The sequence below is a fragment of the Glycomyces sp. NPDC046736 genome, assembly GCF_040645615.1.
Lineage (GTDB): Bacteria > Actinomycetota > Actinomycetes > Mycobacteriales > Micromonosporaceae > Glycomyces.
This window is the reverse complement of the sequence record NZ_JBEYYO010000032.1, coordinates 1-26,544: the sequence shown is the minus strand read 5'-3', so window position 1 is coordinate 26,544 and position 26,544 is coordinate 1. Positions and strand designations below refer to the sequence as shown.

22 protein-coding genes, 1 pseudogene and 1 riboswitch are annotated in these 26,544 nt (G+C 72.7%); of the genes and pseudogenes, 10 read left to right on the top strand and 13 right to left on the bottom strand.

Annotated features, from left to right (window positions below):
- Positions 1 to 145: 145 nt before the first annotated feature.
- From AB0B28_RS22175 to AB0B28_RS22155, 5 genes are all read right to left on the bottom strand, one after another.
- Positions 146 to 937 carry an ECF transporter S component gene (locus tag AB0B28_RS22175; RefSeq protein WP_360124758.1) on the bottom strand — a complete coding sequence of 264 codons (792 nt, stop codon included), beginning with the start codon at positions 935 to 937 and terminating at the stop codon, positions 146 to 148.
- The gene (locus tag AB0B28_RS22170) at positions 930 to 2,531 is read right to left on the bottom strand and encodes an ATP-binding cassette domain-containing protein (protein WP_360124755.1); all 1,602 of its coding nucleotides are present in this window, start codon (positions 2,529 to 2,531) and stop codon (positions 930 to 932) included. Before AB0B28_RS22170 ends, AB0B28_RS22175 begins: the two co-directional genes overlap by 8 nt.
- Entirely contained in the window at positions 2,528 to 3,601 is a 1,074-nt protein-coding gene (locus AB0B28_RS22165; protein ID WP_360124752.1) for a CbiQ family ECF transporter T component, read from the bottom strand. The genes AB0B28_RS22170 and AB0B28_RS22165 overlap by 4 nt, the downstream gene beginning before the upstream one ends.
- Positions 3,602 to 4,644: 1,043 nt before the next feature.
- Positions 4,645 to 5,238, bottom strand: a complete 594-nt coding sequence (locus AB0B28_RS22160) for a hypothetical protein (RefSeq protein ID WP_360124749.1) — start codon at positions 5,236 to 5,238, stop codon at positions 4,645 to 4,647.
- 458 nt (positions 5,239 to 5,696) lie between these two features.
- Complete coding sequence (locus AB0B28_RS22155) at positions 5,697 to 6,872, bottom strand: prenyltransferase/squalene oxidase repeat-containing protein (protein ID WP_360124746.1); 1,176 nt, start codon at positions 6,870 to 6,872, stop codon at positions 5,697 to 5,699.
- Positions 6,873 to 6,951: 79 nt separating this feature from the next.
- Positions 6,952 to 7,113, bottom strand: a riboswitch (cobalamin riboswitch).
- Positions 7,114 to 7,242: 129 nt separating this feature from the next.
- Between AB0B28_RS22155 and AB0B28_RS22150 the strand changes: the two genes are divergently transcribed.
- Positions 7,243 to 7,902, top strand: a complete 660-nt coding sequence (locus AB0B28_RS22150; RefSeq protein WP_360124743.1) for a TetR/AcrR family transcriptional regulator — start codon at positions 7,243 to 7,245, stop codon at positions 7,900 to 7,902.
- Here the strand turns inward: AB0B28_RS22150 and AB0B28_RS22145 are convergent.
- The 5 genes and pseudogenes from AB0B28_RS22145 to AB0B28_RS22125 form a co-directional block, all read right to left on the bottom strand.
- A pseudogene (locus AB0B28_RS22145) lies at positions 7,830 to 9,050 on the bottom strand (chromosome partitioning protein); the annotation flags it as partial. The gene AB0B28_RS22150 and the pseudogene AB0B28_RS22145 sit on opposite strands and share 73 nt — an antisense overlap.
- Before the next feature lie 129 nt (positions 9,051 to 9,179).
- Entirely contained in the window at positions 9,180 to 10,376 is a 1,197-nt protein-coding gene (locus tag AB0B28_RS22140; RefSeq protein ID WP_360124740.1) for a UvrD-helicase domain-containing protein, read from the bottom strand.
- Positions 10,377 to 10,483: 107 nt separating this feature from the next.
- Positions 10,484 to 10,714 (bottom strand): MoaD/ThiS family protein, encoded by a 231-nt coding sequence (locus tag AB0B28_RS22135; protein WP_360124737.1) that lies wholly within the window; start codon positions 10,712 to 10,714, stop codon positions 10,484 to 10,486.
- Between the two features lie 10 nt (positions 10,715 to 10,724).
- Positions 10,725 to 11,768: a GTP 3',8-cyclase MoaA gene (moaA, locus tag AB0B28_RS22130; protein WP_360124734.1), complete on the bottom strand. Its 1,044-nt coding sequence runs from the start codon at positions 11,766 to 11,768 to the stop codon at positions 10,725 to 10,727.
- Positions 11,769 to 11,788: 20 nt separating this feature from the next.
- Complete coding sequence (locus tag AB0B28_RS22125) at positions 11,789 to 12,691, bottom strand: fructosamine kinase family protein (RefSeq protein ID WP_360124731.1); 903 nt, start codon at positions 12,689 to 12,691, stop codon at positions 11,789 to 11,791.
- Between the two features lie 81 nt (positions 12,692 to 12,772).
- Here AB0B28_RS22125 and AB0B28_RS22120 point away from each other — a divergent pair, with 81 nt between their 5' ends.
- Entirely contained in the window at positions 12,773 to 13,966 is a 1,194-nt protein-coding gene (locus AB0B28_RS22120; RefSeq protein WP_360124728.1) for a sulfotransferase, read from the top strand.
- Between the two features lie 45 nt (positions 13,967 to 14,011).
- On the opposite strand, the gene serC is transcribed toward AB0B28_RS22120, so the two are convergent.
- The 3 genes from serC to AB0B28_RS22105 form a co-directional block, all read right to left on the bottom strand.
- Positions 14,012 to 15,127, bottom strand: coding sequence for a phosphoserine transaminase (gene serC / locus AB0B28_RS22115; protein ID WP_360124725.1), 1,116 nt, complete (start codon positions 15,125 to 15,127; stop codon positions 14,012 to 14,014).
- 99 nt (positions 15,128 to 15,226) lie between these two features.
- On the bottom strand, positions 15,227 to 17,248 hold the full coding sequence (locus AB0B28_RS22110) for a PIG-L family deacetylase (RefSeq protein ID WP_360124722.1): 2,022 nt from the start codon (positions 17,246 to 17,248) through the stop codon (positions 15,227 to 15,229).
- A 138-nt stretch (positions 17,249 to 17,386) separates the two neighbouring features.
- Positions 17,387 to 18,475, bottom strand: a complete 1,089-nt coding sequence (locus AB0B28_RS22105; protein ID WP_360124719.1) for a citrate synthase 2 — start codon at positions 18,473 to 18,475, stop codon at positions 17,387 to 17,389.
- A gap of 341 nt (positions 18,476 to 18,816) precedes the next feature.
- Here AB0B28_RS22105 and AB0B28_RS22100 point away from each other — a divergent pair, with 341 nt between their 5' ends.
- From AB0B28_RS22100 to AB0B28_RS22065, 8 genes are all read left to right on the top strand, one after another.
- Positions 18,817 to 19,728: an aldose 1-epimerase family protein gene (locus AB0B28_RS22100; protein ID WP_360124717.1), complete on the top strand. Its 912-nt coding sequence runs from the start codon at positions 18,817 to 18,819 to the stop codon at positions 19,726 to 19,728.
- Positions 19,729 to 20,000: 272 nt separating this feature from the next.
- Complete coding sequence (ssd, locus tag AB0B28_RS22095) at positions 20,001 to 21,176, top strand: septum site-determining protein Ssd (protein WP_360124714.1); 1,176 nt, start codon at positions 20,001 to 20,003, stop codon at positions 21,174 to 21,176.
- Positions 21,173 to 22,342 carry a TadA family conjugal transfer-associated ATPase gene (locus AB0B28_RS22090; RefSeq protein WP_360124711.1) on the top strand — a complete coding sequence of 390 codons (1,170 nt, stop codon included), beginning with the start codon at positions 21,173 to 21,175 and terminating at the stop codon, positions 22,340 to 22,342. Before ssd ends, AB0B28_RS22090 begins: the two co-directional genes overlap by 4 nt.
- Positions 22,343 to 23,275: 933 nt before the next feature.
- Positions 23,276 to 23,965, top strand: a complete 690-nt coding sequence (locus tag AB0B28_RS22085) for a type II secretion system F family protein (protein ID WP_360124708.1) — start codon at positions 23,276 to 23,278, stop codon at positions 23,963 to 23,965.
- Positions 23,965 to 24,564 carry a type II secretion system F family protein gene (locus tag AB0B28_RS22080; protein WP_360124705.1) on the top strand — a complete coding sequence of 200 codons (600 nt, stop codon included), beginning with the start codon at positions 23,965 to 23,967 and terminating at the stop codon, positions 24,562 to 24,564. The genes AB0B28_RS22085 and AB0B28_RS22080 overlap by 1 nt, the downstream gene beginning before the upstream one ends.
- Before the next feature lie 469 nt (positions 24,565 to 25,033).
- Positions 25,034 to 25,228 carry a DUF4244 domain-containing protein gene (locus AB0B28_RS22075; RefSeq protein ID WP_360124761.1) on the top strand — a complete coding sequence of 65 codons (195 nt, stop codon included), beginning with the start codon at positions 25,034 to 25,036 and terminating at the stop codon, positions 25,226 to 25,228.
- A 137-nt stretch (positions 25,229 to 25,365) separates the two neighbouring features.
- Positions 25,366 to 25,818, top strand: a complete 453-nt coding sequence (locus tag AB0B28_RS22070; RefSeq protein WP_360124702.1) for a TadE family type IV pilus minor pilin — start codon at positions 25,366 to 25,368, stop codon at positions 25,816 to 25,818.
- Between the two features lie 26 nt (positions 25,819 to 25,844).
- Positions 25,845 to 26,354: an Rv3654c family TadE-like protein gene (locus tag AB0B28_RS22065; protein ID WP_360124699.1), complete on the top strand. Its 510-nt coding sequence runs from the start codon at positions 25,845 to 25,847 to the stop codon at positions 26,352 to 26,354.
- Positions 26,355 to 26,544: the final 190 nt, after the last annotated feature.

Genomic DNA, 26,544 nt, shown 5'->3' with positions numbered 1-26,544 from the left:
CCCCCGACGGCCGTTATCCGGCCCATTCGCCCGCTCGCTTCGTTGTCGGCCTTCCCGATACAACACCGGTATCGGGAAGGCCTTCCGCCTCCCGACCGAACGAATGGACTCGGATACCGACTCGCCGCGAGTTCCCAAACACGCCCTAGACCCACTGCGCGCGCCGCGCGGCGCGGCGCAGGACCCGCAGCAGCAGCGGGCCGGTCAAGAACACCAGCACCGCCGTGGTGATCGCGCGGCCGATGTCCCAGCCCAGGGACGTGGCCAGCGAATACGCCAGCAGCCGCGGCACGTTCTCGTCCAGCCCCCCGCCGGGCACGTACGCGAGGTTCCCTTGCGTGATCGCGAACGGCCAGAACGACAGGTTCATCAGCAGGCCGTACACGATCGACGCGACCGCACCGTACGAGGCCAGCAGCGCCAGCTCCGCGACCCGACCGGCCCGCCGCGTCACGTCGGTGCGCGGCAAGAGGCCCGCGCCCAATCCCACGAACGCCGCCGCGAACATCTGGTACGGCATCCACGGCCCGACCCCGCCGGTGAGCAGCGCCGACGCGAACAGGCCCGTCGTCCCGAGAATGAACCCGAATCCGGGCCCGAACACCCTGCCCGCCAGGATGATCAGGAAGAACACGGTCTCCACGCCCGCCGCGCCCGCCCCGAACGGCCGCACCGCCGCCACCACCGCCGACAAGACCCCGAGCATCGCCACCGCCCGCGCGTCCAGGCCCCCGTCCGCGAGCTGCACCAGCACCGCCGCGGTCACCAGCGGCAGCAGCAGCGCGAACAGCCACGGCCCCGACGTGGTCTCGGTGAGCGCCCCGCCCGGGGCCGCCAGCAGCGGCCACGACATCGCGACCAGTCCGAACCCGGCCGCCAGCGCCAGTGCCAGCGCGCCCCGCCACCGCACGGCCGGGCGCGGCCCCGCTTCAGTCACCGCTGGCCTCCAGTGCCGCCGCGACTTCGGCGGGGGTGAGCCAGCCGGGGAGGATCTTCGCGGTCTGGGGCGCGAACATGGGGGAGGCGGCCACGATCTGCCGCGCGGGTCCGTCGGCCACGATCTCGCCGTCGGAGAGGATCACGACCCGGGTGGCGAATTCGGCGCAGAACTCGACGTCGTGGGTGGAGACGACCACGCAGTGCCCGGCGTCGGCGAGTTTCGTGAGCCTTGTGGCGAGTGCGGCTTTGCCGGGGTAGTCGAGGCCGCGGGTCGGTTCGTCCAGGAGCAGCAGTGGCGGTGCGGCGGTGAGGGTCACGGCCAGGGCGAGTGCGAGGCGTTGACCTTCGGAGAGGTCGCGGGGGTGGGCGGCGGGGTCGATGCCATCGACGAGGTCGTCGAGGATCTTCGCGCAGGTGCCGTTGGCGGCGCGGCCGTCGTGGTCGGCGCCTGCGCATTCGGCGGCCACGGTCTCGGCGTAGAGGAGGTCGGCGGCTTCGGCGGGGACGAGTCCGGCGAGGCGGCGGCGTTCGGCGGGTTTCTGGGCGGCGGGGTCGGTGCCGGTGATGGCGAGGTGTCCGCCGGAGCGTTTCCCGGTGCCTTGCAGGGCCCACAGGAGGCTCGATTTGCCCGAGCCGTTGCGGCCCATGAGGGCGATGCGTTCGCCGCGGGCGGCGTCGAGGTCGACGCGGTCGACGGCTCGGACGCCTGGGTAGTCGACGGTGATGCCGCGCGCGGCCACGAGGGACGGTCCCGAGGGTGCGGCCTGCGTGGGCGGGGTGTGCGCCTCGAGTGCGGTGCGGAGGTCGGCGGCGTGCCTGCGGGCTTCGCGGATGGTCACGGGCGGGCCGGGCCATGCGGCGAGGCGGCCGAGTGCGACGACCGGCGGGGCGACCGGCGAGTCGGCCAGGACGGTCCCGAGTGGACCTGCGGTGACGGTGCCGCGGTCGAGGAGGAGCGCGGAGTCGGCGTATTGGACGACGCGTTCGAGGCGGTGTTCGGCCAGGAGCACGGTCACGCCGAGGTCGTGGACGAGGCGGTGGAGGGCCGAGAGCACTTCGTCGGCGGCGCCGGGGTCGAGCGCGGAGGTCGGCTCGTCGAGGACGAGTGCGGCCGGGCCCGCGACGAGGGCCGCGCCGATCGCGACGCGCTGCCGCTGCCCGGAGGAGAGCTGGGCGAGGGCGCGGTCGCGGACGTCGGCGAGGCCGAGGAGGTCCACGATCTCGGTGACGCGTTTGCGCATCGCGGCGGGGTCGAGGCCGAGCTGCTCGGCGGTGTAGGCGAGTTCGAGTTCGACTTCGTCGGTGACGAATCCGGCGAGGGGGTCTTGGCCGACGTAGCCGACGGTGTCGGCGAGGTCGGCGGGCGAGGCGCCGCGCACGTCCCTCCCGGCGACGGTGACGCGGCCGCTCACGGTGCCGCCGGTGAAGGCCGGGACGAGTCCGTTCACGGTTTTGAGGAGCGTCGACTTGCCCGCCCCGGTGGGGCCCACGAGCAGGCAGAACTCGCCTTCGGGGAGGGTGAACGAGACGTCGTCCAGGACCGGGCGGCCCGGGTAGGCGAAGGACACGCGGTCGAATTCGATGCCGTTCATGGTTCCTCCGTTGCGGATGGCACGAGCAGCGCGGGCGATGCGGCCAGGAGCACCCCGGCCGCGCCCCACAGCGGCAGGTCGGGGACGGCGAGCGGGTTCGTGGCGGGCCACAGCGCCCCCGGTTCGAACACTCCTGACAGGACGGTCCCGCAGACGGCGGCCGCGCCGCAGGCGAGCACCGCCCAGTCTTTGGGCCCGAACCGGTCGGGGCGGTAGCGGGTGTGGGGGACGCGCCGGGAGGCGAACGCGAGCCCGAACGCGGCGGCGCAGACCCCGGCGGCGAGTAGGGACCAGGCGACCGGTGCGGGGGTGGCGGCTCCGAGCAGTGCGTACGCGCCCGCGCAGAGTCCGAGCAGGCCGACCAGCAGCGCGGCGGCGGTCGCGCGCCGGGCCGGGGCGGGAATGCCCGCCGAGCGCCCGTAGCCGCGCGAGGCCATGGCGGCGGCCAGCGCGAGCGACCGGTCGAGGGCGTCGTGCAGGACCGGGGCGACCACGGTGGCCATGAGGTTGGCCGGGCTCCGGTTGGTGTTGCCGCGCAGGGCACGGGCGCGGCGGACGCGGCCGACTCCGGCCACGAGTTGCGGGGCCACGGAGAGCGCCACGACCACGGCGACGCTTACTTCGTAGAGTGCGGCCGGGACTGAGCGGAGGAGGCGGCGGGGGCTGGCGAGCGCGTTGGCCGCGCCCACGCAGACCAGGAGTGTCGCCAGGCGCAGGCCGTCGAACGCGGCGGCGAGCGCGCCTTCGGCGGTCACGTTCCCGCCGAGCCGGAACCCGGCGGCCCAGTCGGGGAGGGTCACCGAGGGGATCGAGAACAGGACGGTGGGCCCGTCGGAGCCGCCGAAGACGACGTAGAACGCCATGCGCACCGCGACGGCGCTGAGCCCGATGAACAGGAACACGCGGTAGGCGCCCGACCAGGGCTCGTCGCCGCGGCAGTAGGCGACCACGAGCCCGGCCACGGCGGCGATGAGCAGCAGCAGCCACGGGTTCGAGGTGCGCCCGGCGGCGGTGGCGAGCAAAAGCGCCCAACCCCACCAGGCGACGGGGTGGGCGGTGCGTCGGCGCATCGCCAGGCGAGGCGGCGTGCCGGGACGCGGAGCAGTGCGGCCGGCGCGGACCGAGTCCGCTGCCCGCCCGTCGCTGGGTGGGCCCGACGCCGACCCGACGCCGCTCGGCCGGTTCACGCGCGCCGCGACGGTGAGGGCTGAACTGTCCGATGCGCTCGCTCGCTTGGCGGGCTCGCCCGTTCGCTCGGCGGGTTCGCTCGCGGACTGTGCCTCGGCACGGTCTCGCGGTTCCTGTTGCCTCGAATCGGTGTCGCGTGCGCGACCGGCCGAGCTGTCCGGCGGCTGCTCGGCGTCACCGCTGGACGGGCCGGACGCCGCCCTGACGCGGCCGGGTCGGTTCACGCGCGCCGCGACGGTGAGGGCTGAACTGTCCGGTGCGCTCGCTCGCTTGGCGGGCTCGTCGGAGGGCTGAGCCTCGGCACGGTCGGCTGGTGGTTCCCCATGGCCTGGAACGGCGTCGCGTGCGCGACCGGCCGAGCCGTTCGACGGCTGCTCGGCGTCGCCGAGCCGCGCGCTGCTCACGCGCGCCGCGACGGCGCGGGCTGAGCTGTCCGGTGCGGCCGCTCGCTGGTCGGGCTCGCCTGAGGGCCGTGCCTCGGCATGACCTCGCGGTTCCCGTTGCCTCGAATCGGCGTCGCGTGCGCGACCGGCCGAGCTGTCCGGCCGTTGCTCGGCGTCGCCGGGCCGTGCGCTGCTCGCCGCGACGGCGCGGGCGGATTTTTCCGGTGCGGCCGATCGCTCGGCGGGTTCACCGGAGGGCTGTGCCTCGGCACGGTCTCGCGGCCCCCGGTGGCCCGAACCGGAGGCGCCTGCGCCACCGGTGGTGCCATCTGGTGGCTGCTCGGTGTCGCTCGGCCGCGCCCGGTTCACGCGCGCCGCGACTGCGCTGGCCGAACTGTCTGGTGCGCCCGTTCGCTCGGCGGGTTCGCTCGCGGACTGTGCCTCGGCACGGTCTCGCGGTTCCTGTTGCCCCGAATCGGCGTCGCGTGCGCGACCGGCCGAGCTGTCCGGCGGCTGCTCGGCGTCGCCGGGCTGTGCGCTGCTCACGCGCGCCGACCGCGTCGACGCCACAGCACGAGCGCGCCGATCAGGGCGAGTGCCGCGACGGCGATGAGCCACGTGTACGAGGCCCCGCCGGGCTCCTCGTCCGGTTGGGGCGCTGCGGGAGCGGCGTCGGCGGGGGCGATTTGGGGCGGGGTCGACCCGTCGCCGAAGGCCCACCCTTCGACGTCGCCCGAGTCGGGCGAGGCGTCGGCCCCGCCGACCATCGAATAGGTCCACTCGGCGTCGCCCGCTTCGGCGTGCCAATAGGACCAGTACGCGTCGGCGGGCGGCGACCCCCCGCAGTCTGCTTCGGGCAGCGCGTCGATCCGGCACACCATCCCGCGAATCGAGGCGACCTCGGTGACCGCGAACCCGGCCTGCGCGAGCGCGTCGAGCCCGCTTGACGGCTCGGCCGCGCACCCGACGACCGGATGGGAGGCGAGCGCCCCGAAGTCGACCACGACCGTGACCCCGGCGCAGGCCTCCTGAGCCGACGCGGGCAGCGCGGGAGAGAAGAAGAAGAGTGAGGCGAGCAGCGCGGCGAGAAGAAGGCGGCCGCGGCCCGGCGAGAAAGTGGCCCGCGCCGAGGTCATGCGCCGCGATGCGACGGCCGAGGCTGATAGCGCGGGGAGTCGTCGCGACGACAGCGAGACGCGGAAGCCGCGGTGGCCGGGGCGGACAATGCGTCCGCGCGACCCGGCGACCGCCGGTCCCGCCACCGGCGTGGCGAGGAGCCGTCGTGCCGAATCGGCGGCACGCCGCCGCGACACGGCGGGGTCTCGCGCCGCCGCGATTCTCGCACGCAGGTCGGACACCTGCGCGCGAGGGCGCGCGTCGGAAGCGGTCATGGCCTCAACGCGGCTGCGGAGGGACATGGGCCGCCCCGCCGCGCTAGCGGCGACACGCCAGCGGCGCGGCCACGAATCGGCACCGCGGGCGACGCCCACTGCGTGCGTCGCGTCGCGTTCGTCCGCTTCTGCGGGGGCGCCGCTCAGGGAGCGGCCGAATCGGCCGCTCCCTGAGGGTTGTTCGGGTCGGGACACGTGCGGTGCTACTGCTCGTCGGTGTCTGCGGCGCTGCCCTTGGTCGCGGACGCGGAGCGGCGGGCCTTCAGGGCGAGGGCCACGATGACGGCGGCGATGACCAGGACGGCCGCGCCGATCGCCCACGGCAGCCACGAAGCTGAGTCCGACTCCTCTTCGCTGGCGGCCTCCGCGCCGCACTTCAGCTCGGGGACCTCGGCCGAAGCGTTGGAGCCGTCCAGCTCGGTGTAGCTCTGACCCGAGATCGGGACCAGGGCCTGCGCGGTCGCGTACAGGCGGCCCGCCTCGCCGAAGTCGGGGTCCTCGGGGTCGGTGAACATGACCGCGCCCGGGGCCGCGCCCTCGCAGTCGAACTGGAGGCCGACCAGGTACGCGACGGCCTTCTGGGCGGCGTCGTCGCGGCCGGTCGCGAAGAACGCCTGCGCGGCCATCGCGGTCGAGTTCGCGTTCTCGCCGAAGCCGCCGTCGAACCCGCCGTTCTCGCCCTGCGCGGACTCCAGCCAGGTCACGGCAGCGTCCAGTGCTTCGGCGTCGTCGAACGTCGCGAGCGCCGAGACGACCAGGCCGGTCGTGTCCGGGTCGGAGAGGCAGTCGTCGCCGCCGTCCACGTCGGCGAAGTTGAACCCGCCGTCGGGGCACTGCATCGCCGCGAACGCCGCGGCGGCCTCAGGCCCGGCGGGGGCGTCGGTGCGCGAGAGACCGAGCACGGCCCACGCGGTGGACCCGGCGGTCCCGTCGCCGTACGCGCCGGTCTCGGTCTGCGAGGCGGCCACCTCGTCGGCGAGTTTGATCCCGCCGAAGTTCGTCGGGTCGCCCCCGGCGGTGGCCACGGTGTACATGACCTTCCCGGCCGCGCCCGCGTTCAGCGCCGCCGATTCGGCGCCCTCGCCGGTCGGGTACACGTACGGGGTGAGGGTGTCGGTGTCGTTGAGCCATTCGAGCGTGGCCTGGACCTGGTCGCCGCCCACCTGGGCGGCGAGGAGGCCGATCGTGGCCTCCAGCGAGGTGGCGACGTCCCCGCCCGACCACGAGGGGCCGTCGGACTGGGCCACGAGCCAGGACGCGGCCGCGTCCTTCGGCTCGTCGAACGGCTGGGACTGGGCCCCCGCGGCGGACGCGGTGGCGAGGATCGACATGGGCACGACCGCGGCGGCGGCCAGCAGTCGACCGGACAGGTGGCGCATTGCCTGACCTTTCCTAGAGCGAGTGGGTCTTCGGGCAGGCGGCGACGCCGCAAGCGCCTGTAGACCACGACAGGCGTTGACAAATTCGGTCGGCGCAGGGTGGGTATTCGGGCTCACGCGGGTGGACCGAGCGATCGAGAGGTGCTCGGCTGATTCTTGAGAATCCGCGACTACCGTTGCGGGTCAGCGCCGGCCTTTCACCGGACTTCCCCCACCTGGCGCCTGTGCAGTTTGGCTCATTCTCTCGGTTGGGCTCACGGGGTGTCAAGCTGGTCGCACCCCCAGTGCGTCCGTTCACTCGCGTCTCGCGAGTGAACTCCCGCCTTCCGGTTATTGACCCGTAGCACCGGGTGTCGATACGGTGCTCAACGTGAGCAGAAATAAGAACGCCGATTTGGACAGAGTCCTCCGCGCGGCGACCAAGGTCTTCCTGGAGCGCGGATTCTCCGCGACGTCCATGTCGGACCTGGTCGCGGCGACCGGAATGAACCGGGCCGGACTCTACGCCGCGTTCGGCTCCAAGCATCAGCTCTACATCACCGCGCTCGGAAGATATAGAGACGACACCGAACCGGAACTGCGCGCCGTCACCCGCCGTGCCCTCGAAGCCCCCGAAGGTGAGCCGGTCGACGTGCCGAAAGTCCTCGCCGAGGTGCTCGACGTGGTCTCGCGCCACGCAGCCGACGGCGGGTTCGTCGTCCGCGCCGCGGTCGAACTCGCCGACGACCCGGCCACGATGCGCCGCGTCCAGGACGCGTGGACCGACCTCGAACGGGACCTCGCCGCGATCCTGGCCCGCGCGGTCGAGCGCGGCGAGATGGACGACTCGGCCGACACCGCCCGGCTCGCCCGCACCGCCCTCGTGTTCATCCAGGGCGCGCTCGTGGTCGGCCACGCCGACGAGGACGAGGCCCGCCTCGGCGACGCCGCCGCCGGACTCGTCGGCCTCCTCGCCGCTCACAGGCCCTCGGCCACCGCCGAGGAGATCCGCAGCCAGGCCCCCGACGACGCCTTGCTCAACGAGTCGTAGCGGATCGGCTCGCCCGAGTCGAGCAGCTTCTCGTACGGCGCCAGCAGCACCGCCCGCGTCCGGGCCGCGAAATGCCGCTGCACCGCGGGCAGGTCCACGTCCTTGCGATGCGCCGGCATCGACACCACCGACACCGCCCCGCGCACCAGGTCCCGCCTGCCGGTCTGCTCCAGGTGGTCGAGCATCCGCGCCGCGGTCTCCGCCGAGTCGTTGCGCGCCGACATCGTCACCACCAGCTGATCGGTCGCGTCGATCGCGGCCTGCCAGTTCGCCGCCCGCACGTTGTTGCCCGTGTCGACCACGATCAGCTTGTAGAACCGCGACACCGCCTCGCGCAGGTCCCCGAACGCCTGCGAGGTCAGCATCTCCCCGGCCGTCGCCGACTCGTCCGAGGCCAGCACGTCGAACATCGCGCCGCCTTGCGCCCTCACATACTGCGACAGGTCCCCGATCCGCCCGGTCGGACCCCGGAAATGGTCGAGGTCCCGCAGCAGGTCGCGGACGGTGCGCACATGGAAGTCCTGCTGGGCGCGCATCCCCAGCGTCCCCTGTGTCTCGTTGTTGTCCCACGCGAGCACGTAGCCGCCCCGGTGGCGACCGAACGTCATCGCCAGCATCAGCACCGCCACGGTCTTCCCCGCCCCGCCCTTGGGGTTGACCACGGTGATCTGCCGCAGGCCCCCGAAGTTCCGGCGCACCGTCTCCACCGCCCGCTGCCGGGCCTGCTCCCGCGGCCCAGGTGGCAGCGCCACCAGCCCGAAACTGAAGCGGTGCAACGCCCCCCGCAGCCCGGTCTCGGCCACCGGCGCGCGCGGCGGCACCACCCGCCGCGACGCGAAGTCGTCCGCGGTCACCCCCACCCGCTCCAAAGCACCGGCGTGATCGGGGAACGGCACCGGCAGACGCGACGGAGGCGAGGGCTGCGCGGGCGGCTGCTCGAACGGCGCGGCCGGATGCGCCTCGGGCGCGATCGGCTGCGGTGTCTCAGGCATGGGCGGCGTCGCCGGGGCCTCGCTCGGCACGTGATCGCCGCTGCGCGGGTGATGTACCGGGCGCTGCTCGGCTCCGTTCAAAGGCGCTTGCGGCGCTTCATGACGCTGATTCATTTCAGGGGGTGCGAAGGGAGACCACCCAGGAGCATCCGGCCGGTGCACAGGCACAGTGTCCTCTTCGGTGTGCTCCATCGGGACTCCCAGCGTGAGACTTCGGTTACCCGACTATTGTGTCTCATCCGTTCGTGTCCGCGTGGGAACTCCACTAGGCGCGCGAATGCGCTATTAGAGCAATCGCGGCTGCTCAGGGCCCGAACGAACTTGAGGAACCATCCCGAATGGACTGAACAGTCCCTGGTCCACATCGGCCAGCAGCGGCGAGCCCGGACCGGTGTGGCTCACATACGCGAGGTCCCGAGTGCGCCCCAGCGCCACGTACAGCGCCCGCCGCGCGGCGGCCGTGTTCGGCCAGTCCTCGGCGGTCATCCCGGTCAGGCACACCACCCGGTACTCGCCGTCCGCGGCCTCGGCCACGCTCATCCCGTCCGGCCCGATCACCGCGAGCTCTTCGGGGGCGACGTCCAGGTCGGCGAGGCGGTCGGTCAGATCCGCGACGAAGCGCTTCTCGTCCTCGGCGTCGACCGCGAAGCACCGGCCGATCCCCGAGCCTTCGAGCGCGGGGCGCTCGGGCTGCACCAGGCGGCCCGGGACGCGGCTGATCGGCTCGATCACCTGCGACGCGGCCACCAGGACCGCAGCGGGGCTGCGGTGGTTGCGCGACAGGCGCATCACGTGCGCCTGCGGGAACCGCTCGCCGAACGCGGCGAACGCGGCAGGCTCGCCCTCGGTCAGCGCCGAGTCCGGGTCGCCGGTGGCGGTGATGTCGGCTTCGGGCCCGCGCCGCTCGGTGAGCTGGCGGAACAGGCGCATCGGCATGCGCGGCAGGTCGTCGACGAACACATGGCCCAGCTCGGGCGGGCTCGCGGCCGCGAAGTCGTCGAACTCGGCCACGGTGATCGAGGCGGCCTCACGTCCAAGGAGCGAGCCGAGCTCGCGGCGGATGCGAGCCGATCCGGCGGTGGAAGGGGCCAGGACCAGGCACTGCCCGGCGGGCACGCCCAGCTCCTGCACCAGGTAGGCCACGCGGCGGATGAGCAGGTGGGTCTTGCCCGTGCCCGGGGAGGCGTTGATGAGCAGCGGCCCGGTGCCGGCCGAGGCCGCGACGCGCTGCATCGCGTCCAGCGAATCGAGCAGTCCCGCGCCGACCTCGTCCATGCCCGTCAGCAGCGGCGCGGATTCGAGCCACGGATCGGGAGTGCGGGTCGTCAGCGCCGGTTCGGGCATGGGGACGGCCTCGCGGGCGAACCGGGCATGGGACCGGTGCGCGCGCCGACGCCGCTCGGCGGTGGTCCGCATGTCCGCGGAAAGCTCGAACAGCGGCGACGCCGCCTGCGGTTGCTTTCGTTCATCAGGACGGCGCACCTAAGCATCCTCGCAGACAACCCGGCCCAGGCCCGAGGCGGCTCCCCGGGGAGCGGGGCGCGAGTGCGGGGGATCACCGGGCCGAATGCGCAGCATGCGGGCCTCGCTCATCCGCCCGCGAACGGCGGCAGGACCTCCACGGTGACGCCCGAGGGGAGCGCGGTGGCCTCGTCGCGCGCGGCCAGGCCGTCGACGAGCAGCGTGGAGACCGCCAGGACCTTGTCGAGGACGGGCCCGTGCCGCTGAGCGAGGGCCGCGCGCAGCTCGGCCACGTCGGATGCGTCGATGCGCTCCTCGCCGATCCCGGCGGCCGCTTTGGCGCCCGCGAAGTACCGCACCGTGACCACCTCAGCCGCCGATCGCCGACATCGGGCGGGCCGGCTGCAAGAACGCGGGGTCGTCGATCCCGTGCCCGGGGAGCTTGCCCCACATCGCCTCGCGCCATAGGCCTGCGACCTCGGCGTCGGTGCCGCCGGAGCGGAGCAGGCCCCGCAGGTCGGTCTCGCCGCGCGCGAACAGGCAGTTGCGGACCTGCCCGTCGGCGGTCAGGCGGGTGCGGTCGCAGTCGCCGCAGAACGGGCGGGTGACCGAGCCGATGACGCCGACCTTCGCGGGCCCGCCGTCGACCAGCCACGTCTCGGCCGGGGCCGAGCCGCGGTGCGCCGGGTCGGGGACCAGGTCGAACTCGCCTCGCAGCGCGTCGAGGATCTCGGCGGCGGTGACCATCTCCTCGCGCCGCCACACCCCGGCCGCGTCGAGGGGCATCTGCTCGATGAACCGCAGCTGGTAGCCGTGTTCGAGCGCGAACCGCAGCAGATCGGGCGCTTCGGCGTCGTTGACGCCCCGCATGAGCACGGTGTTGATCTTGACCGGAGCGAGCCCGGCCTCGGCGGCCCCGGCGATGCCCCGCAGGGTCGCCTCCAGCCGGTCGCGCTTGGCGAGTTCCTTGAACGTGTCCGCTCGCAAGGTGTCGAGCGAGACGTTGACGCGGTCGAGCCCGGCCGCGGCGAGCGGACCGGCGAGGCGCTCCAAGCCGATCGCGTTGGTGGTCAAGGAGAGCTCGGGCCGCGGTTGGAGACCGGCGGCGGCGGCGACGATGTCGGTCAGGCCCGGCCGCAGCAGCGGCTCGCCGCCGGTGAACCGGACTTCGCGCACCCCCAGGTCGCGCACCGCGATCGCGACCAGGCGCGAGACTTCCTCGTCGGTGAGCAGCGTGGGTTTGGGCAGCCACGGCAGGCCCGCTTCGGGCATGCAGTACGTGCAGCGCAGGTTGCACCGGTCGGTGAGTGAGACGCGCAGGTCGGTCGCGGTGCGGCCGTGCCGGTCGCGCAGGCCCTCGCCCGGGCGGGTCGCCGGTGCGGCTCCCGCGGTCGAACTGGTCGGTGCAGGCATGCTTCGAGCGTAGTCCGTCACTATGATAGTTCCGTAAAGTGAGACACAATTCCCATCAATTGGTCGCGATAGGCGCGGCCGTACAAGGTGGTGTGGACCAGCAGCGGGAAGAGTTGGTGCAGGCCGATCCGCTCGTCCCAGCCGTCTGCGAGCGGCCGGGCCTCGTCGTAGGCCGCCAGGATCGCGTCCAGGTGCGGTGTCCCACCCCACAGGCGCAGGTTCGCCAGGTCGGTCTCGCGGTGGCCGCCGTGCGCGGCGGGGTCGATGAGCCAGGCCCGGTCGGCTCCCCAGTGGACGTTGCCCCACCACAGGTCGCCGTGCACGCGCGAAGGCGGCTCCTCGGGCCCGGCCAGCGCGGGCAGCCGGGCGGCCAGCGCTTCGACCGCGGCGACGTCGTCGGCGTCCAGCGCCCCGTTGTCGCGCGAGGGCTTCAGGTACGGCGCGATCCGCTTGGCCGCGTACCACTCGGCCCACGTCGTTCCGGCCGGTTCGTTGTCCATGAAGGTCTCGCCGATGTAGCCGCGCCAGGGCGCGCCGAAGCGCTCGGCCCCGGCCGCGTGCATGGCGGCGAGGCGCCGCCCCAGGTCCTCGGCGTGGGCGCGGGTGGGCTCGGCCGGTTCGATCCACGGTTCGACCAGGAGGCGGTCGTCGGCGTACAGCGGCTCGACCACCGCGTCGTTGGCTTCGCGCAGCCACTTGAGGCCCCCTGCCTCGGCGGCGAGGTAGCCGGGGCCGCGGCCTTCGGCGAACTTCGCGAACAGGTGCGAGCCGTCGTCGAAAGTGAGGCGCTGGGCCGCGGCCGAGCCGACGCTGACCCCGATGAGGGGCGCTGCGAAGTCGCTCGCCTTGACCGGGGTAGTGCGCACCCGCTGGTGCTCGACGAGTTCGGGCAAGAGGTGCAGGCGATCAAGGGCTTCACTCACCGATCCAATGTAGCCGAGTCGAGTCGCCGGGCCGTCCGTGAAAAACTCTTCGTGTCCGCACCCCCACTGAGGAGGACCCTTTTGCGACGCACCGCACGCTGGCTCACCGCCGTCAACGCCCTCGCGGCCCCGAAGGTCTCCCGGCAGCGCCGCAGCGCCGACCGGGTCTTCGACCGCATGGTCGCCCGCGCCGAGACGCAGGCCGCCGCCGACGCCTCCGAGGCGACCGAGTTCATCGACTCCTACCGGTTCCTGTTCGGCGAGGTGGCCAAGCAGGAGACGCTCTCGATGATCGGCTGGCAGGGCTACATCGACGACCTGACCCGCCGCATGACCAACCACCTGCGGGTCGAGCGGCTCATCCGCGAGAACCCCGAGATCGCGGCCGAGCCGATCGACCGGCCCGTGGTCGTCGTCGGTCTGCCGCGCACCGCGACCACCTTGGCCCACAAGGTCCTCATCGAACCGGAGGGCAACCGGGCCCCGCTGATGTGGGAGCTGATGAACACCCACCGCGGAGACATCGACGCGAAGCTGCGCGACAAGCTCATCCGGGACGCGCAGACGATGGCCACGCTGGCGAGCAAGGCCTCGCCGGTGTGGGACCTGATCCACCCGATGAACGCGATGCAGCCCGAGGAGTGCATCTTCGCGCTGCCGCACGGGTACGGGTTCTACACGCGGGCGGCGATGCCCGCGTACAAGCGGTTCATCGACGAGCGTGACTACACCGAGGACTACGAGCACCTCAAGCGCGTGCTCCAGGTGCTCCAGTGGGGCCAAGAGCGCAAGCGCTGGGTCCTCAAGTGCCCGTTCCACCTGTTCAACCTGGACGTGCTGCTCAAGGTGTTCGGGGACGCGACGATCGTGTGGATGCACCGCGACCCGTCCACGGTCATGGGCTCGTGGTGCTCGCTGGTGGAGACCGGCCGGGCGCTGCACCACCGCTCGTACGACCCCGAACTGATCGGCCCGCAGTGGCTGGGGATCCTCTCCAGCGGGGTGGACGCGGCGCGGCGGGTGCGGTCGACGGTCTCGCGCGAGCGGTTCATCGACGTCCCGTACCACTCGTTGACGGCCGATCCGTACGGCTACCTGCCGAAGCTGTTCGAGCGGCTCCAGATGCCGTGGACGAACAAGGAGGAGGCGAACCTGGAGAAGGTCCTGGCCCGGCCGGGGATGCGCCGCAGCCACGAGTACCACCTCTCGCGGTACGGGATCGACCTCGACGACGTGGAGAAGGCCTTCGGCGACTACGTGCGCCTCGGGTTCTGAGACGCGCCGAAGGGCCGGGCTACTGCCCGGCCCTTCGGGTTCGTTCTAGGAGAGCTGGTCGACCACGTAGTCGATGGCCTCGGTGAGCTTGGCGGTGTCGGCGGGGTCGACGGCCGGGTAGGTCGCGATGCGCAGTTGGTTGCGGCCGAGCTTGCGGTAGGGCTCGGTGTCGACGATGCCGTTGGCGCGAAGGACCTTCGCGATCTCGGCGGCGTCGACACCTTCGAAGTCGATGGTCGCGACCACGTTGGAGCGAAGCTCGGGGTCGGTGACGAACGGTGCCGCGAAGGGGCGGGCCTCGGCCCACGAGTACAGGGCCCCGGCCGATTCGGCGCAGCGCTTGGCGGCGGCGTCGAGGCCCCCGGCGGCGTTGAGCGCGTCGACCTGCTCGGCGGCGAGCACCACGGTCGCCACGGCCGGGGTGTTGTACGTCTGGTCCTTGCGGGAGTTCTCGATCGCGGTCTGGAGGTCGAGGAACGCCGGGATGTAGCGCCCGCTGGCGCTGATCCGCGCGGCGCGTTCGATCGCGGCGGGGCTGAGGATCGCGATCCACAGGCCGCCGTCGGAGGCCAGGCCCTTCTGCGGCGCGAAGTAGTAGGCGTCGGTCTCGGCCAGGTCGACGCTCAGGCCCGCGGCGGCGGAGGTCGCGTCGTGGAGCATGAGCGCGCCTTCGTGGGCGACGCGCTTGACCTCGACGGCCACGCCGGTGGAGGTCTCGTTGTGCGGGGTCGCGTACACGTCCACGCCGTCCTCATAGGACAGGTACGCGGCGGTGCCGGGGTCGGCCTTGACGATCGTGGGCTCGCCCAGGTGCGGGGCGATCGTGACCGCCTTGGCGAACTTCGAGCCGAACTCGCCGAAGGTCGCGGCCTGGGCCCGGTCCTCGACCAGGCCGAACACGGCGACCTCCCAGAACGCGGTCGCGCCGCCGACGCCGAGGACCACTTCGTAGCCCTCGGGGAGATTGAAGAACTCGGCGAGCCCGGCGCGCAGGCGCCCGACCTCGGACTTGACGGCCTTCTGGCGGTGGGAGGTGCCCATGACGGATCGTCCCAGCCCGGCGAGGGCGCTCATCGCGTCGGTCGGCACCTTGGAGGGGCCCGCGCCGAAGCGCCCGTCGGCGGGCAGCAGCGCTGCGGGGATGGTGATCTGGTCGGTCATGGTCGGCTCCGTTCAGGTCGGTCCTGGAGGCCACTGTAATCGGGTGGTCTCGGGGCGCACCGGCGCGGGCCCTGAAGGGCCGCTGGCTGGGACGGACCGTTAAGAAACGCGTTCCCAGCCCGCCGGAGGCAGCGCGCCGGGCTCGGCGGCGACCGTCCACAGTTCACCGTCGGAGGCGAGGGTCCACAGCCTGAGGGTCCCGTCGGAGCCGTAGGCCGCGGCCGGGCGCTTGACTGCGGTGACGTCGCCTCGCGACCAGGGCAGGGACAGGAGCGCGAAGCCGCCGTGGTCGAGGTCGGCGAGGGTCAGGACCTGGACGGCGGGCGCGCCGCTGCCGTCGTCGCAGGCCACGACCAGGGCGCCGTCGGGGCCGAGGGCGAGCGCGGGGGCGAGGATGCCGCCTTCGAGGGGGATCAGGGAGCCCGCCCAGGTCTCGCCCGAGCCGAGGTGGAGCATGACGTCGCCCGAACCGGCGACCCGGGAGGCGAGGACGGTGCGCCCGTCGGGGACCTGCGCGAGCGTGACGGCTCCGGCGGGGACATGGGTGCGGTCGTCGGGCCCGGGCAGGTCGAGGAGGTGGTGGCTCCAGCCGCCCGCGTCGTTCCATGCGGCGACGTTGTCGGGGGTGGATGCGAAGATCGTGAAGTGGCCGCCCGAGGCGGTGGCGGCGGGGGCCTCGTGGACGGCGGGCGGGCCTTCGAGGCGGGTCCAGGGTGCCCATTCGCCGGCTTCGGGGCGGGTGCGCACGGCCAGGCCGCCGTCGGGGTGGCGCACGCACACCAGGGCGGTGTGCCCGTCGTCGGCGGCGGTGACCTGCCCGAGGGTGCGGGTGGCCTTGCCGGTCTCGCCGGGGTTGCCGAGGTTCTGCCACTGGCCGCCGGCGAGGTCGAGGCGGTGCACGTCCCGCACGTGGGCGGCGGGGTCGTGGGTGTGGCGGGCGCTGGTGGCGTAGAGGCCGGTCCCGGCTTTGGCCAGGTGGGGGAGCACGTCCGGGCCGCCGAGGTTCTCCCAGCCGGTCTCGCCGAGCGCTTCGATGCGCGTGCCGCGCACCGCGACGGGCGTGATGGCGCCGTCGCGTTCGGCGGTGGTGAGCGAGGCGGTGTAGCGGGCGTGCGAGGCGTGCCCGTAGGTGGTGCCCGCGCCTGGTCCGGCGATGAGGCGGTCGCCGCAGCCGGCGGGGTGGCCGCAGTCGGCGCCGTCGGTCCAGGCGTACACGTCGATGGCGTTGCCCTTGGTCTCCAGGTCGGCGGGGCCGAGGTTGGCGGGCCAGCGGCGGTTGTAGTAGCCGCGCCAGGATTCGACGGCGCGGGCGCGGCCCCAGGCGGCGACGGCCTCCCAGGCGAAGAGCGCGGCGGCGGTGTGGTCGATGTGGTCGGAGTAGCCCGACTGCTCGGCGCCGAACTTGTCGCCCACGACCGGGTCGGGGTCGGGGTCGAGGGTGTTGACGGCGACCGGCTGATACCGGTCGAGCAGTTCCAGGAGGGTCGCCTGGACCATGTCGCGGTCGACGGCGGTCTCGTCGGTGAGCGGGGAATCGGCGGGCGGCAGGACCACCGAGGCGCCCAGGCGGCCTTCCCACAGGGCCAGGAGGCGGGTGAAGTCGCCGGTGAGCCGCCCGAGGTTGGTCCACAGCGAGCAGAACACGAGGTGGACGCCAGGCCGGTCTTGGAGGACGCAGAGTTCGACGTCCTGGCCGGAGTCGAGGGTGGCGCGGCGCCGCTCCCAGGGGGCGTCGGGGTCGCCGAGGGCGAGGAGGGCGTAGGCGCGGCGCAGGCCGTTGTCGCGGGCGGCGGCGTATCCGGCGTAGTCGGTGGGCGCCCGGGTGTTCCAGGTGTTGCGTCCTCCGGCTTCTCCGGCGGTGAGGACCACGGTGCACAGGGCGGCGCCGTCGTCGAGGACGCGGGCGATGCGGGGGTTGACGAAGTACAGGCAGTCGTCGGGGTGGGCGAGGATCTGCATGTGGACCGGCGCTGCGATGCCCGGCTCGGGGAAGGAGTCGGCGCCCGCGGCTTCACGGACCGACCAGGCGCTCTCGGCCACGGCGGCGGTGACGGCCAGCCCGGCGAGGCCGCCGACCAGGAGGTCGCGGCGGCGCAGGGGGCCTGGCCGGGAGGAGGGCATGGTGGTCTCGTTCGGGTGGTGTGGGTTTCGGTGCCGATCGTATCGCGATCGCGCACTTTCGCGGGTTTCTCTCGCGTCCGGTGTGGTGGACGCGAAACGGCCCGCGCCTTCGCAGGCGCGGGCCGTTCATGCGTTCGGCTACTGCCAGCCTTCGACCTCGTCGAGGCCGCGGGGGCCGGGGCCGACGTAGGTCGCCGAGGGGCGCACGATCCGGCCGAGCTTCTTCTGCTCGAGGATGTGGGCGCTCCACCCGCCGACGCGGGCGCAGGTGAAGATCGGGGTGAACAGCTCGGCGGGGACCTCGGCGAAGTCCAGGAGCACGGCCGACCAGAACTCGACGTTGGTGGCGAGCACGCGGTCGGGCTTGCGGGCGCGCAGCTCGGCGAGCGCGGCGGACTCCAGGGCCTCGGCGACCTCGTAGCGGGGCGCGCCCAGTTCCTTGGCGGCGGCGCGGAGCACGCGCGAGCGCGGGTCCTCGGCGCGGTAGACGCGGTGGCCGAAGCCCATGAGGCGCTCGCCGGAGTCGAGGAGGTTCTTGACGTAGCCTTCGGCGTCGCCGGACTTCTCGACGCCCTCGATCATGTGGAGGACGCGCGAGGGGGCCCCGCCGTGCAGCGGGCCGGAGAGGGCGCCTATCCCTGAGGAGATGGCGGCGGCCGCGTCGGCCCCGGTGGAGGCCACGACGCGGGAGGTGAAGGTGGAGGCGTTCATGCCGTGCTCGGCGGCCGACATCAGGTAGGTGTCGACGGCCTTGACGTGCGCCGGGTCGGGTTCGCCCCGCCAGCGTCGCATGAAGCGCTCGGTGATGGTGCCGGCCTTGTCGATCTCCGACTGGGGCACGGCCGGGCGGCCGGAGCCGCGCGCGGACTGGGCGATGAACGACAGCGTGGTCACCGACACGCGCGCGAGATCGTCCCGGGCGGTCTCGTCGTCGATGTCGAGCAGCGGCTTGAGGCCCCAGTAGGGGGCGAGCATGGCGACCGCGGCCTGGGCGTCGACGCGGGTGTCGCCGGAGGAGACGGGCACGGGCACGGGTTCGGCGGCGGGCAGGCCGTTCCCGAACTTGCCGTCGACGAGGAGGCCCCATACGTCGCCGTAGGTGCTCCGGCCGACCAGGTCCTGGATATCGACCCCGCGGTAGCGGAGCGATCCACCCTCTTTGTCAGGCTCGGCGATCTCGGTTTCGAAGGCGATGACGCCTTCGAGGCCGGGCTTGAACTCAGACATCGTTGTACTCCTGAGTGTGTAGTCCCTGTGGTTGCCGACCGGGGGCTTCCGGGAGGCGACGGTTCGTAGTTATCTGGAAATGGTGCCTCAAGCCGGACCGCGACGGAAGTGCCCACGGGGCGGGGGTGATCCTCAATGCCGGTGCCGGTGAGGCGCAGAATATGAGACGAGCATCGTGAGCCTGGTATTTTATGCCTGTGTGTCGGTTTTGATGGGAGGGTTTCGATAATGGGTCTTGTTGGTTTCAACGGTTTCCTGCGATCTCGCCCACATCGACACGCGTGCCGCAGGTAGCAGGACATGAGCTAACGTCAAAGCACATCCCGCCCATCGATAACGACATGGAGGTACCCCCTATGGCGCTGTCCGGCGAGCAATGGGTGATCGCCTACAACGACCACGAGGCCACCATCGTCGCTGTCGGAGGCGGCGTGCGCTCGTACACCTACCGGGGCCGCCCGGTGGTCATGACCTACGGGGACGAGGAGCTCGCGCCCGGCTGGTCGGGCCACGTCCTGGCCCCCTGGCCGAACCGGACCCGCGACGGGAAGTACACCTACGACGGCGTCGAGCACCAGCTCCCGGTCAACGAGGTCGAGACCAACACCGCGCTCCACGGGTTCGTGGCCTGGGCCGAGTGGAAGGCCGTCGACGTCACCGACACCTCGGTCACCCTTGAATGCCGCCTGCCCGCGCGCCTGGGCTACCCCTGGACGCTCCAGCTGCGCACCCGCTGGTCGGTCGGCCCCGGGGGCCTGCGGGCCGCCCACACCGTCTCCAACCCGGGCACCAAGACCGCCCCGTTCGGCATGGGCACGCACTCCTACCTCATCCCCGGTTCGCTGGAGCGGATCGACGAGGCCACGCTCCACATCCCGGCCGCCAAGAAGCTCAAGCTCGACAAGCAGAGCATCCCGGTCGGCTCCGGCCCGGCCGACTTCGACGACCCCACCGTCCTGGCGGGCCTGGTCGTCGACGACTGCTACGGCGACCTCAAGCGCGGCTCCGACGGGACGGCCGAAGTGCGGCTGGCCGACCCGGTCTCGGGGCAGGCCGTGACCGTGTGGATGGACGACTCCTTCGGCTGGGTCCACATCTACACCTCCGACGGCCTGGACGGCGACCGCAAGCGGGCCTCGGTCGCGATCGAACCCACGACGTGCCCGCCCAACGCGCTCGCCAGCGGCGAGGACCTCGTCGAACTCGCGCCCAGCGAGGCCTGGTTCGGGGTCTGGGGCATCCGGCCCGAATAAGCAGAGCACGATCGGAGGGGACCGTCCCGGTGGGACGGTCCCCTTCCGTTTGCCCATTGAGGCCGTTTGCCTATTGAAGAACACTCGCGGACGACACGCCGAGTTATCCACAGGTGAAGGCCCTCAATGCAAATCAGCTTCATCTTCGATTGTCCGAAAAGTCCGAATCAGTCGAAGTTATCCACAGGCCAAAAACTTTTCCTTGTCGACTCTTGCGAACCCAGTCAAGGTTGCTCTCAGGCACGTGAACACCACGGAACGTAGGAGCAGTCATGGCATCCACACTCGACCGCACACAGAACCGACACCGGGCCGAAGCGCCGCAAGCCGAATCCCTCCTGGTCACCACCGACGACCGCCTCGCCGACGACATCGCGCTCCTCGCCGCCACCGCCGGGCACCCGCTCCACCGCGTCCGCACCGCCGACGAGGCCGCCGCCCGCTGGCAGACCGCGCCGATGGTCCTCGTCGGCCCCGACCTCGCCCCCGACTGCGTCGAACGCCGCCTCCCCTCCCGGCCCCACCTCGTCCTGTGCACCACCATCGCCTGGCTCGGCGCCGACATCGAGGACACCTCGATCCTGTGGCCCGTCGCCATCAAGATGCAGGCCACCGCCGTCGCTGCCCTCCCCGACGCCGCCGACTGGCTCACCGACCTGCTCATCCGCACCGTCCGCGACACCGAACCCGCACCGGTCGTCGCCACCGTCGCCGGCCACGGCGGCGCGGGCGCCTCCACCCTCGCCCTCGCCATGGCCGCCGACGCCGCCCGCCGCGGCGACACCACCGTCCTGGTCGACCTCGACCACACCGGCGGCGGCATCGATACCGCCGCGGGCCTGGCACCCCATCCCGGCTGGCGCTGGCCGTCCCTGGCGCACGCCACCGGCCCGTTCGACCCCGCGCGGCTCCTGGCCGGCCTGCCCCGCCGCGGCGGCCTCCACCTCGTCGGCCCCGACCCGCGCAATCCCGCCGAGGTCGAACCCGACACGCTCGACCGGGTCCTGCGGGCCGCCCGCCACGCCGCCGACCTCGTCATCGTCGACCTCCCCCGCACCGCGACCGAAGCCGCGCTCACCGCGGCGGCCACCGCCCGCTCGATCGCGGTCGCGATAGGACCGGGCCCGCGCTCCTGGGAGGCCGCCCGCAGCGTCACCGCGGCATACGGCCTCCACAACGCCCACCTCGGCGTGGTCCTGCGCGGCGAAGCCACCCCCCGCCCCGAAGGCACCTGCTGGGACGGCCCCCGCGAAGCCGACTGGACCGAACCCCCGATCTGGGGCACCCTCCCCACCGACCGCCGCCTCCCCGCCTTGCTGCGCCAAGGCCGCTTCCCCAGGGGCCGCCTCGCCCGAGGCATCCACGAACTCACCGCCGAACTCCGCCACCCGAAAACCCGAACCACCCTCCCCGCCACCGGCCAGGACCGAAAAGAGGCAACCCGATGAACCTCGCACTGCTCGACAAGGTCCGCCGCCAGCTCGCCGCCCAGTCGCGCCCCGGCGATCCGAACCGGCGCACCCGCGGGTCGGCGAAGGCCGACATCGTCAAAGCGCTCCGCGACACCGGAACCGCACCACCCGACCGCGATTCGCTGCTCCAGCTCTCCTCGGCGCTCAGCGACGACCTCATCGGCGCGGGCCCGATCCAAGCGCTCCTGGACGACCCCGCGGTCACCGACGTGGTCGTCAACGGCGCGGGCGGCGCCTGGGTCGACCGCGGCGAGGGCTTGCGCCCCGCCGAAGTCCGCATCAGCGCCGAGACCACCCGCGCCCTCGCCTGCCGCCTCGCGGCCGCGGCGGGCCGCCGCCTCGACACCGGCAGCCCGTACGCCGACGTGCGACTCCCCGACGGCACCAGATTCCACGCCGTCCTGCCGCCGATCGCCGCCTCCGGGCCCTACCTCTCCTTCCGCACCCACCGCTCGAAGGCCTTCACACTCGCCCAACTCGTCGAAGCCGACACGCTCTCCGCCGACCTCGCAGACCTGCTCCTGCGCATCGTCAAGGCCCGCATCGCCTTCGTCGTCACCGGCGGCACCGGAACCGGCAAGACCACACTGCTCGCCAGCCTGCTCTCGGCCGCCCCGGCGACCGAACGCATCGTGATCGTCGAAGACGCCGCCGAACTCGCACCCGACCACCCGCACACGCTCACCCTCGAATCGCGCCCGGCGAACATCGAAGGCGCGGGCGAAGTCGACCTCGCGGCCCTGGTCCGGCAGGCCCTGCGCATGCGACCCGACCGGATCGTGGTCGGCGAATGCCGCGGCGCGGAAGTCATCGAACTGCTCGGCGCGCTCAACACCGGCCACGAAGGCGGCGCGGGCACGCTCCACTGCAACGCCGCCGCAGACGCCCCGGCCCGCCTGGAAGCCCTCGCGCTCCCGCACGGCCTGCCGCGAGCGGGCCTCCACGCCCAACTCGTCGCCGCCCTGCGCGTGATCATCCACCTGCGACGCACCGGCTCCGGCCGCCAAGTCGCCGAAATCGCCGTCATCGAGACCGGCCCGACCCGCGCGGGCAACCTCACCGTCGCCCAAGCCTGGACCCGCCACGGCCCCGGCCCCGCCGCCGGAGTCCTCGAACGCCTACTGAGGGAGCGCAACGCATGAAACGCCACAACCACCACGAACGCTGGTCGACCCGATCCCGCGAACGCAGACAACGCCCCCGCGACGAACACCCGCCACCCGAGCACCAACCGAAAGACCCACCGCCACAACGCAAACCAACCGAGCAAGACCAACACGAACAGGAAACCCGAGCCATGAACCCGAAACCGAAAGCATTCGCCCGCAGCCTGACCCGCGCCAGCGCGAACGAACCGACCAAGCCCAAATCACTCAGCCCGAAACCACGACCACCGGCCACGGCAAGCCGCAAGCCCGACCACCGCCGAACCCGAATCCGCCCACGACAACTCACCGCCTGAACCGACACACCGCAGCCCAACCCGAAACCACCGGCCACGGCAACCAGCGGGCCCGGACACGCCGAACCCGAACCGATTCCCGCACAACACAGCCCGCGCCCGCCGCCTCGAACACCGTTGAACTCGGCTCCGACCACGACCGCATTCCGCCTGGGCCGATCGGCACCTCGCCGGACTCACGCACCACAGCTCGCGCCCGATCACCGACTCCAGCTACCGGCTGGCCCGGACACCGCCGAACCTGAACCCGCACAACACAGCTCGCTTTCGACCTCCGGCCACCGACCACAACGCCCACCACCTGAACACCGCCCGACCCGAATCCCGCCACAACCACCCGCCGCCGAACCGACCGCCGACCTCCCCTCCCGCACCCATGCCAACCGCCGCCGCATCGCGATCGAGGGAGCACGCACATGAACACCGCCACCGCCGCATTCACCGGACCACCAGCGCGTCGCCGATGCCGCTGGACCGGCCCCGCCACCCGTCGCCCGAAACGCCGCAGCACCACCGACTGTCGACCGCCAACCAGCCCTGCCGACCTCAGGCCACCAACGTCCGCAACCGATACCACCGCAGGCACCGGCACGACACCGAAAGGAGCTGCGACATGAACACCAGCACCGCCGCCATCGCCAAAGGTCTCGTCACCCACCGGCCGAAGACCGCCGCAGCCTGTGCCGCATTCGCCACCGCGCTGCTCGCGGCCTGGTTCGCCGGATACCGCTACGACGGCGGACTCGGCCCGCTCGCCGCAGCCACCGCGGCCGCAGTCGCCGCCGTCTACGCCGCGGCCTTGACCCTCGCCTGGCACCGCTCACTGCGACGCCGACACCGCAGCGACGCCCGCCGGGCCGCCGCCGACGCGGTAGCCGCACTCGCAGCCGACCTCGCCGCCGGAACCGACCCGATCCAGGCAGTCGCCGCGATCGAACCCGACTGGCCCGCCGAGGCCACGACCACCGCCAGACTCCTCAAGTCCGCCTTGACCATCGCCGCCGAACTCGGCGCACCGTCAGCGCAATTGTGCAGCCGCCTCGCCGACCACCTCCGCGACGACGAACAGGCGGCCGCCAAAGCCGCAGCCCAGACCGCGTCGATCCGCGCCACCGCCGCCCTGCTCATCGCCCTCCCCGCCGCAGGCGTCGCCCTCGGCGAATCACTCGGCGCCCACGCCGTGTCCTTCCTCCTCACCGGCCCCGCCGGAATCGCCGCACTCGCCGCGGCCATGGGCCTCCAAGCCGCAGGGCTCGCCTGGACCGGCGCGCTCATCAACTCCGTCACCACCGGGAGGACCTGATGATCCGCCGCCTGATCGGCCCCGCCGCGGGAGTCGCCGCCGCCATCGCCATCGGAGGCACGACCGGCATCATCGCGGGCTTCGGCACCTGGTGGCTCGCCGCCCGCCTCCTGCGGGCCGATCCCGACCGCGCCGAACGCACCGCCGCCCAGCGCCTGGCCCTGACCTGGCCCTGGACCCTCGACCTGCTCGCCGCGGGCATGCGCGCCGGAGCCCCGTTCCCGCAGGCCGCTTCCACCGTCGCCGCAGCCGACGATCCAGCCATCGGTGATCGCCTCAACCGCTTCGCCGCCGCGATCGGGCTCGGCGCCACCGCGACCGAAGCCGCACCGGCCCTGGGCATGCTCCCCGGAGTCGACCGCCTCACCCGCCAACTCGACCGCTCCGGCGACTCCGGCGCCGCAGTCGCAGGCGGCCTCGAACAACTCGCGGCCTCACTGCGCACCGACCAACGCAACCGAACCGAAGAACGCGCCGGACGCGCCGCAGTGGCCCTCATCGGCCCCCTGTGCCTCTGCTACCTGCCCGCATTCGTCATCGCAGGCATCGGCCCAGTGGTGCTCGGCGTCGTCGCCGACACCCTCCACTCCAGTCTCTGACCACCACGACCGAAAACCCGAGAAAGGCAGACCAATGCACACCGACACCATCACCACCGCAACCGACGCGACCACCGCCCTCCCCAGCCGCCGCCGACGCCGCAACTCCCGCCCGGCCACCACACGACCCGACCACCGACCGGCCTCATGCCGACCCGACAGCCGCACCACCGCGAACCGACCCGCGCCACGAGGCACGACCACCTGCCGACCAGGAGCTGCATGCGCACCCGCCACCTGCCTCGACCCGCGCTGCGACCCCGCCGGGACCGAACCCGAAACACCGAGCGGCGAACCGCGGCCGAACGCGCCCGAAACCACCACCGCAGCAACCGAACCCTGGTCACCCGGGACCAACCGCAGCAGAACACCGATCACCACCGGCCCGCCCACCACCGACCTCCGACCCGCACCGCCCAAACGCCGCCCGAACCCGAAGCTCCAAGAAGACGAATGGAGCCCCGGCCGGATGCGCACCACCACCCGGCCGAGCTGGGGAGCGAAACTGGCCTCCCGAATGAGAGGCCAAAGCGGCATGAGCACCGCCGAATACGCCGTCGGCACCCTCGCCGCCGTCGCCTTCGCGGGCATCCTCCTGAAAGTCCTCACCTCCGGCCCGGTGCAGAGCGCACTGTCGGACCTCATCGAAAGGGCGCTGGCATGAGCATCCGCGAACAGGCGAACATCTCCTCTGAGGTGACCTGTGTGGCTGCGGTCAAAGCAACCTCGTTGCGGCACAGGCTGACAAGGCTCCGAACCCGGGCTTCGAGCCACCTGTCCACAGGCCGCCCGAGCACCCGGGTGTCGACCGACCTGGCCGCAGGCCACCGGAGGACCCGGGTATCGAACCGCCGGGGCGCGAGCCACCGGCCGATCGGGCGCAGCAGAGGCAGACCCCGGCCGGTCAGGGGCGACCGGCGCGAGGGCGGCTTCGTCACCGCCGAGTTCGCGGCCGCGCTGCCCGCGGTGGTGGCGGTCCTGGCGCTCGGCATGTGGGCCGTCGCGACGGTGGGGGTCAAGGTCCGAACGATCGACGCGGCCAACAGCGCCGCGATCGCCGCGGCGAGAGGAGAGGACCCGCAGGCGGTCGCGGCCGCCTACCTGCCGGACGGCTCCACGGTCGAGGTGTCGACCGACGGCACGGTCGCCCGCGCCGTGGTAACGGCCCCGACCAGGCCACTCGGACCGCTCACCTCCCCGGTGGACATAAGCGCGGTAGCCGCCGCCCCGCTCGAACCAGGCCTCGACCGATGAACGCCAGACGAGCCGAAAAGAGGCTGGTGAACCTCGACCCATCCGGGCCCGACCCGATGAACGCCGCTCAAGCCAGATCACGACCGGGGGACCTCGTCCCCGCCGAATCCGAACCTGCGAAAGGAACGCGAACCAGAACGAGACAGGAGTATCCCGATCCGCCCGGGCACGGTCCGGAGAAGGCGAACGCCCAGGAACGCGGATCGGCCACGGTCCTCGCCGCAGGTGTCACCGCGGCGCTGGTGCTGATGGCGATCGGCTTCACCGCCGTCGGCCAGGCCACGGCCGCCCGCCACCGGGCCCAAGGAGCGGCCGACGCCGCGGCCCTGGCCGGCGCTACCAAGGTGCTGATAGGCGAGGGCGAAGCCTGCGCCGCGGCCCGCGCGATGGCCGAGGACGCCTCGGTCGAGTTCGTCGACTGCCGAGTCGACGGCCTCGAAATAACCGTCCGCGTCCACGCGACCCCGAGCGGCCTCCCAGCGGCCTTCGGCCCGGCCCGGGCGACCTCTCGAGCAGGCCCGGTCCTGACCGAGTGACGCCCCGAAAGGCGCGCCACCAACGGCTCCCGGCGGCCCAGGCCAGGCCGCCGGGAACCGACACCGACAAGGCTCCCAACGCCATTCGGGGTGCGGGGAGGGAGGGGAGGAGGGGGCGCACCGTCACCGGCAGGCCCGCCTCGCGCACCCGCTCGATGAGCACTTCGAGCTCGCCCAGCCCCGGCTGCGG

Coding starts and splice junctions, on each gene's coding strand:
- AB0B28_RS22170 (WP_360124755.1), bottom strand. CDS start 2,531: ATGAACGGCATCGAATTCGACCGCGTGTCCTTCGCCTACCCGGGCCGC.
- AB0B28_RS22165 (WP_360124752.1), bottom strand. CDS start 3,601: ATGCGCCGACGCACCGCCCACCCCGTCGCCTGGTGGGGTTGGGCGCTT.
- AB0B28_RS22160 (WP_360124749.1), bottom strand. CDS start 5,238: ATGACCTCGGCGCGGGCCACTTTCTCGCCGGGCCGCGGCCGCCTTCTT.
- AB0B28_RS22155 (WP_360124746.1), bottom strand. CDS start 6,872: ATGCGCCACCTGTCCGGTCGACTGCTGGCCGCCGCCGCGGTCGTGCCC.
- moaA (WP_360124734.1), bottom strand. CDS start 11,768: ATGCCTGCACCGACCAGTTCGACCGCGGGAGCCGCACCGGCGACCCGC.
- serC (WP_360124725.1), bottom strand. CDS start 15,127: ATGACCGACCAGATCACCATCCCCGCAGCGCTGCTGCCCGCCGACGGG.
- AB0B28_RS22110 (WP_360124722.1), bottom strand. CDS start 17,248: ATGCCCTCCTCCCGGCCAGGCCCCCTGCGCCGCCGCGACCTCCTGGTC.
- AB0B28_RS22105 (WP_360124719.1), bottom strand. CDS start 18,475: ATGTCTGAGTTCAAGCCCGGCCTCGAAGGCGTCATCGCCTTCGAAACC.
- AB0B28_RS22100 (WP_360124717.1), top strand. CDS start 18,817: ATGGAGGTACCCCCTATGGCGCTGTCCGGCGAGCAATGGGTGATCGCC.
- ssd (WP_360124714.1), top strand. CDS start 20,001: ATGGCATCCACACTCGACCGCACACAGAACCGACACCGGGCCGAAGCG.
- AB0B28_RS22090 (WP_360124711.1), top strand. CDS start 21,173: ATGAACCTCGCACTGCTCGACAAGGTCCGCCGCCAGCTCGCCGCCCAG.
- AB0B28_RS22085 (WP_360124708.1), top strand. CDS start 23,276: ATGAACACCAGCACCGCCGCCATCGCCAAAGGTCTCGTCACCCACCGG.
- AB0B28_RS22080 (WP_360124705.1), top strand. CDS start 23,965: ATGATCCGCCGCCTGATCGGCCCCGCCGCGGGAGTCGCCGCCGCCATC.
- AB0B28_RS22075 (WP_360124761.1), top strand. CDS start 25,034: ATGCGCACCACCACCCGGCCGAGCTGGGGAGCGAAACTGGCCTCCCGA.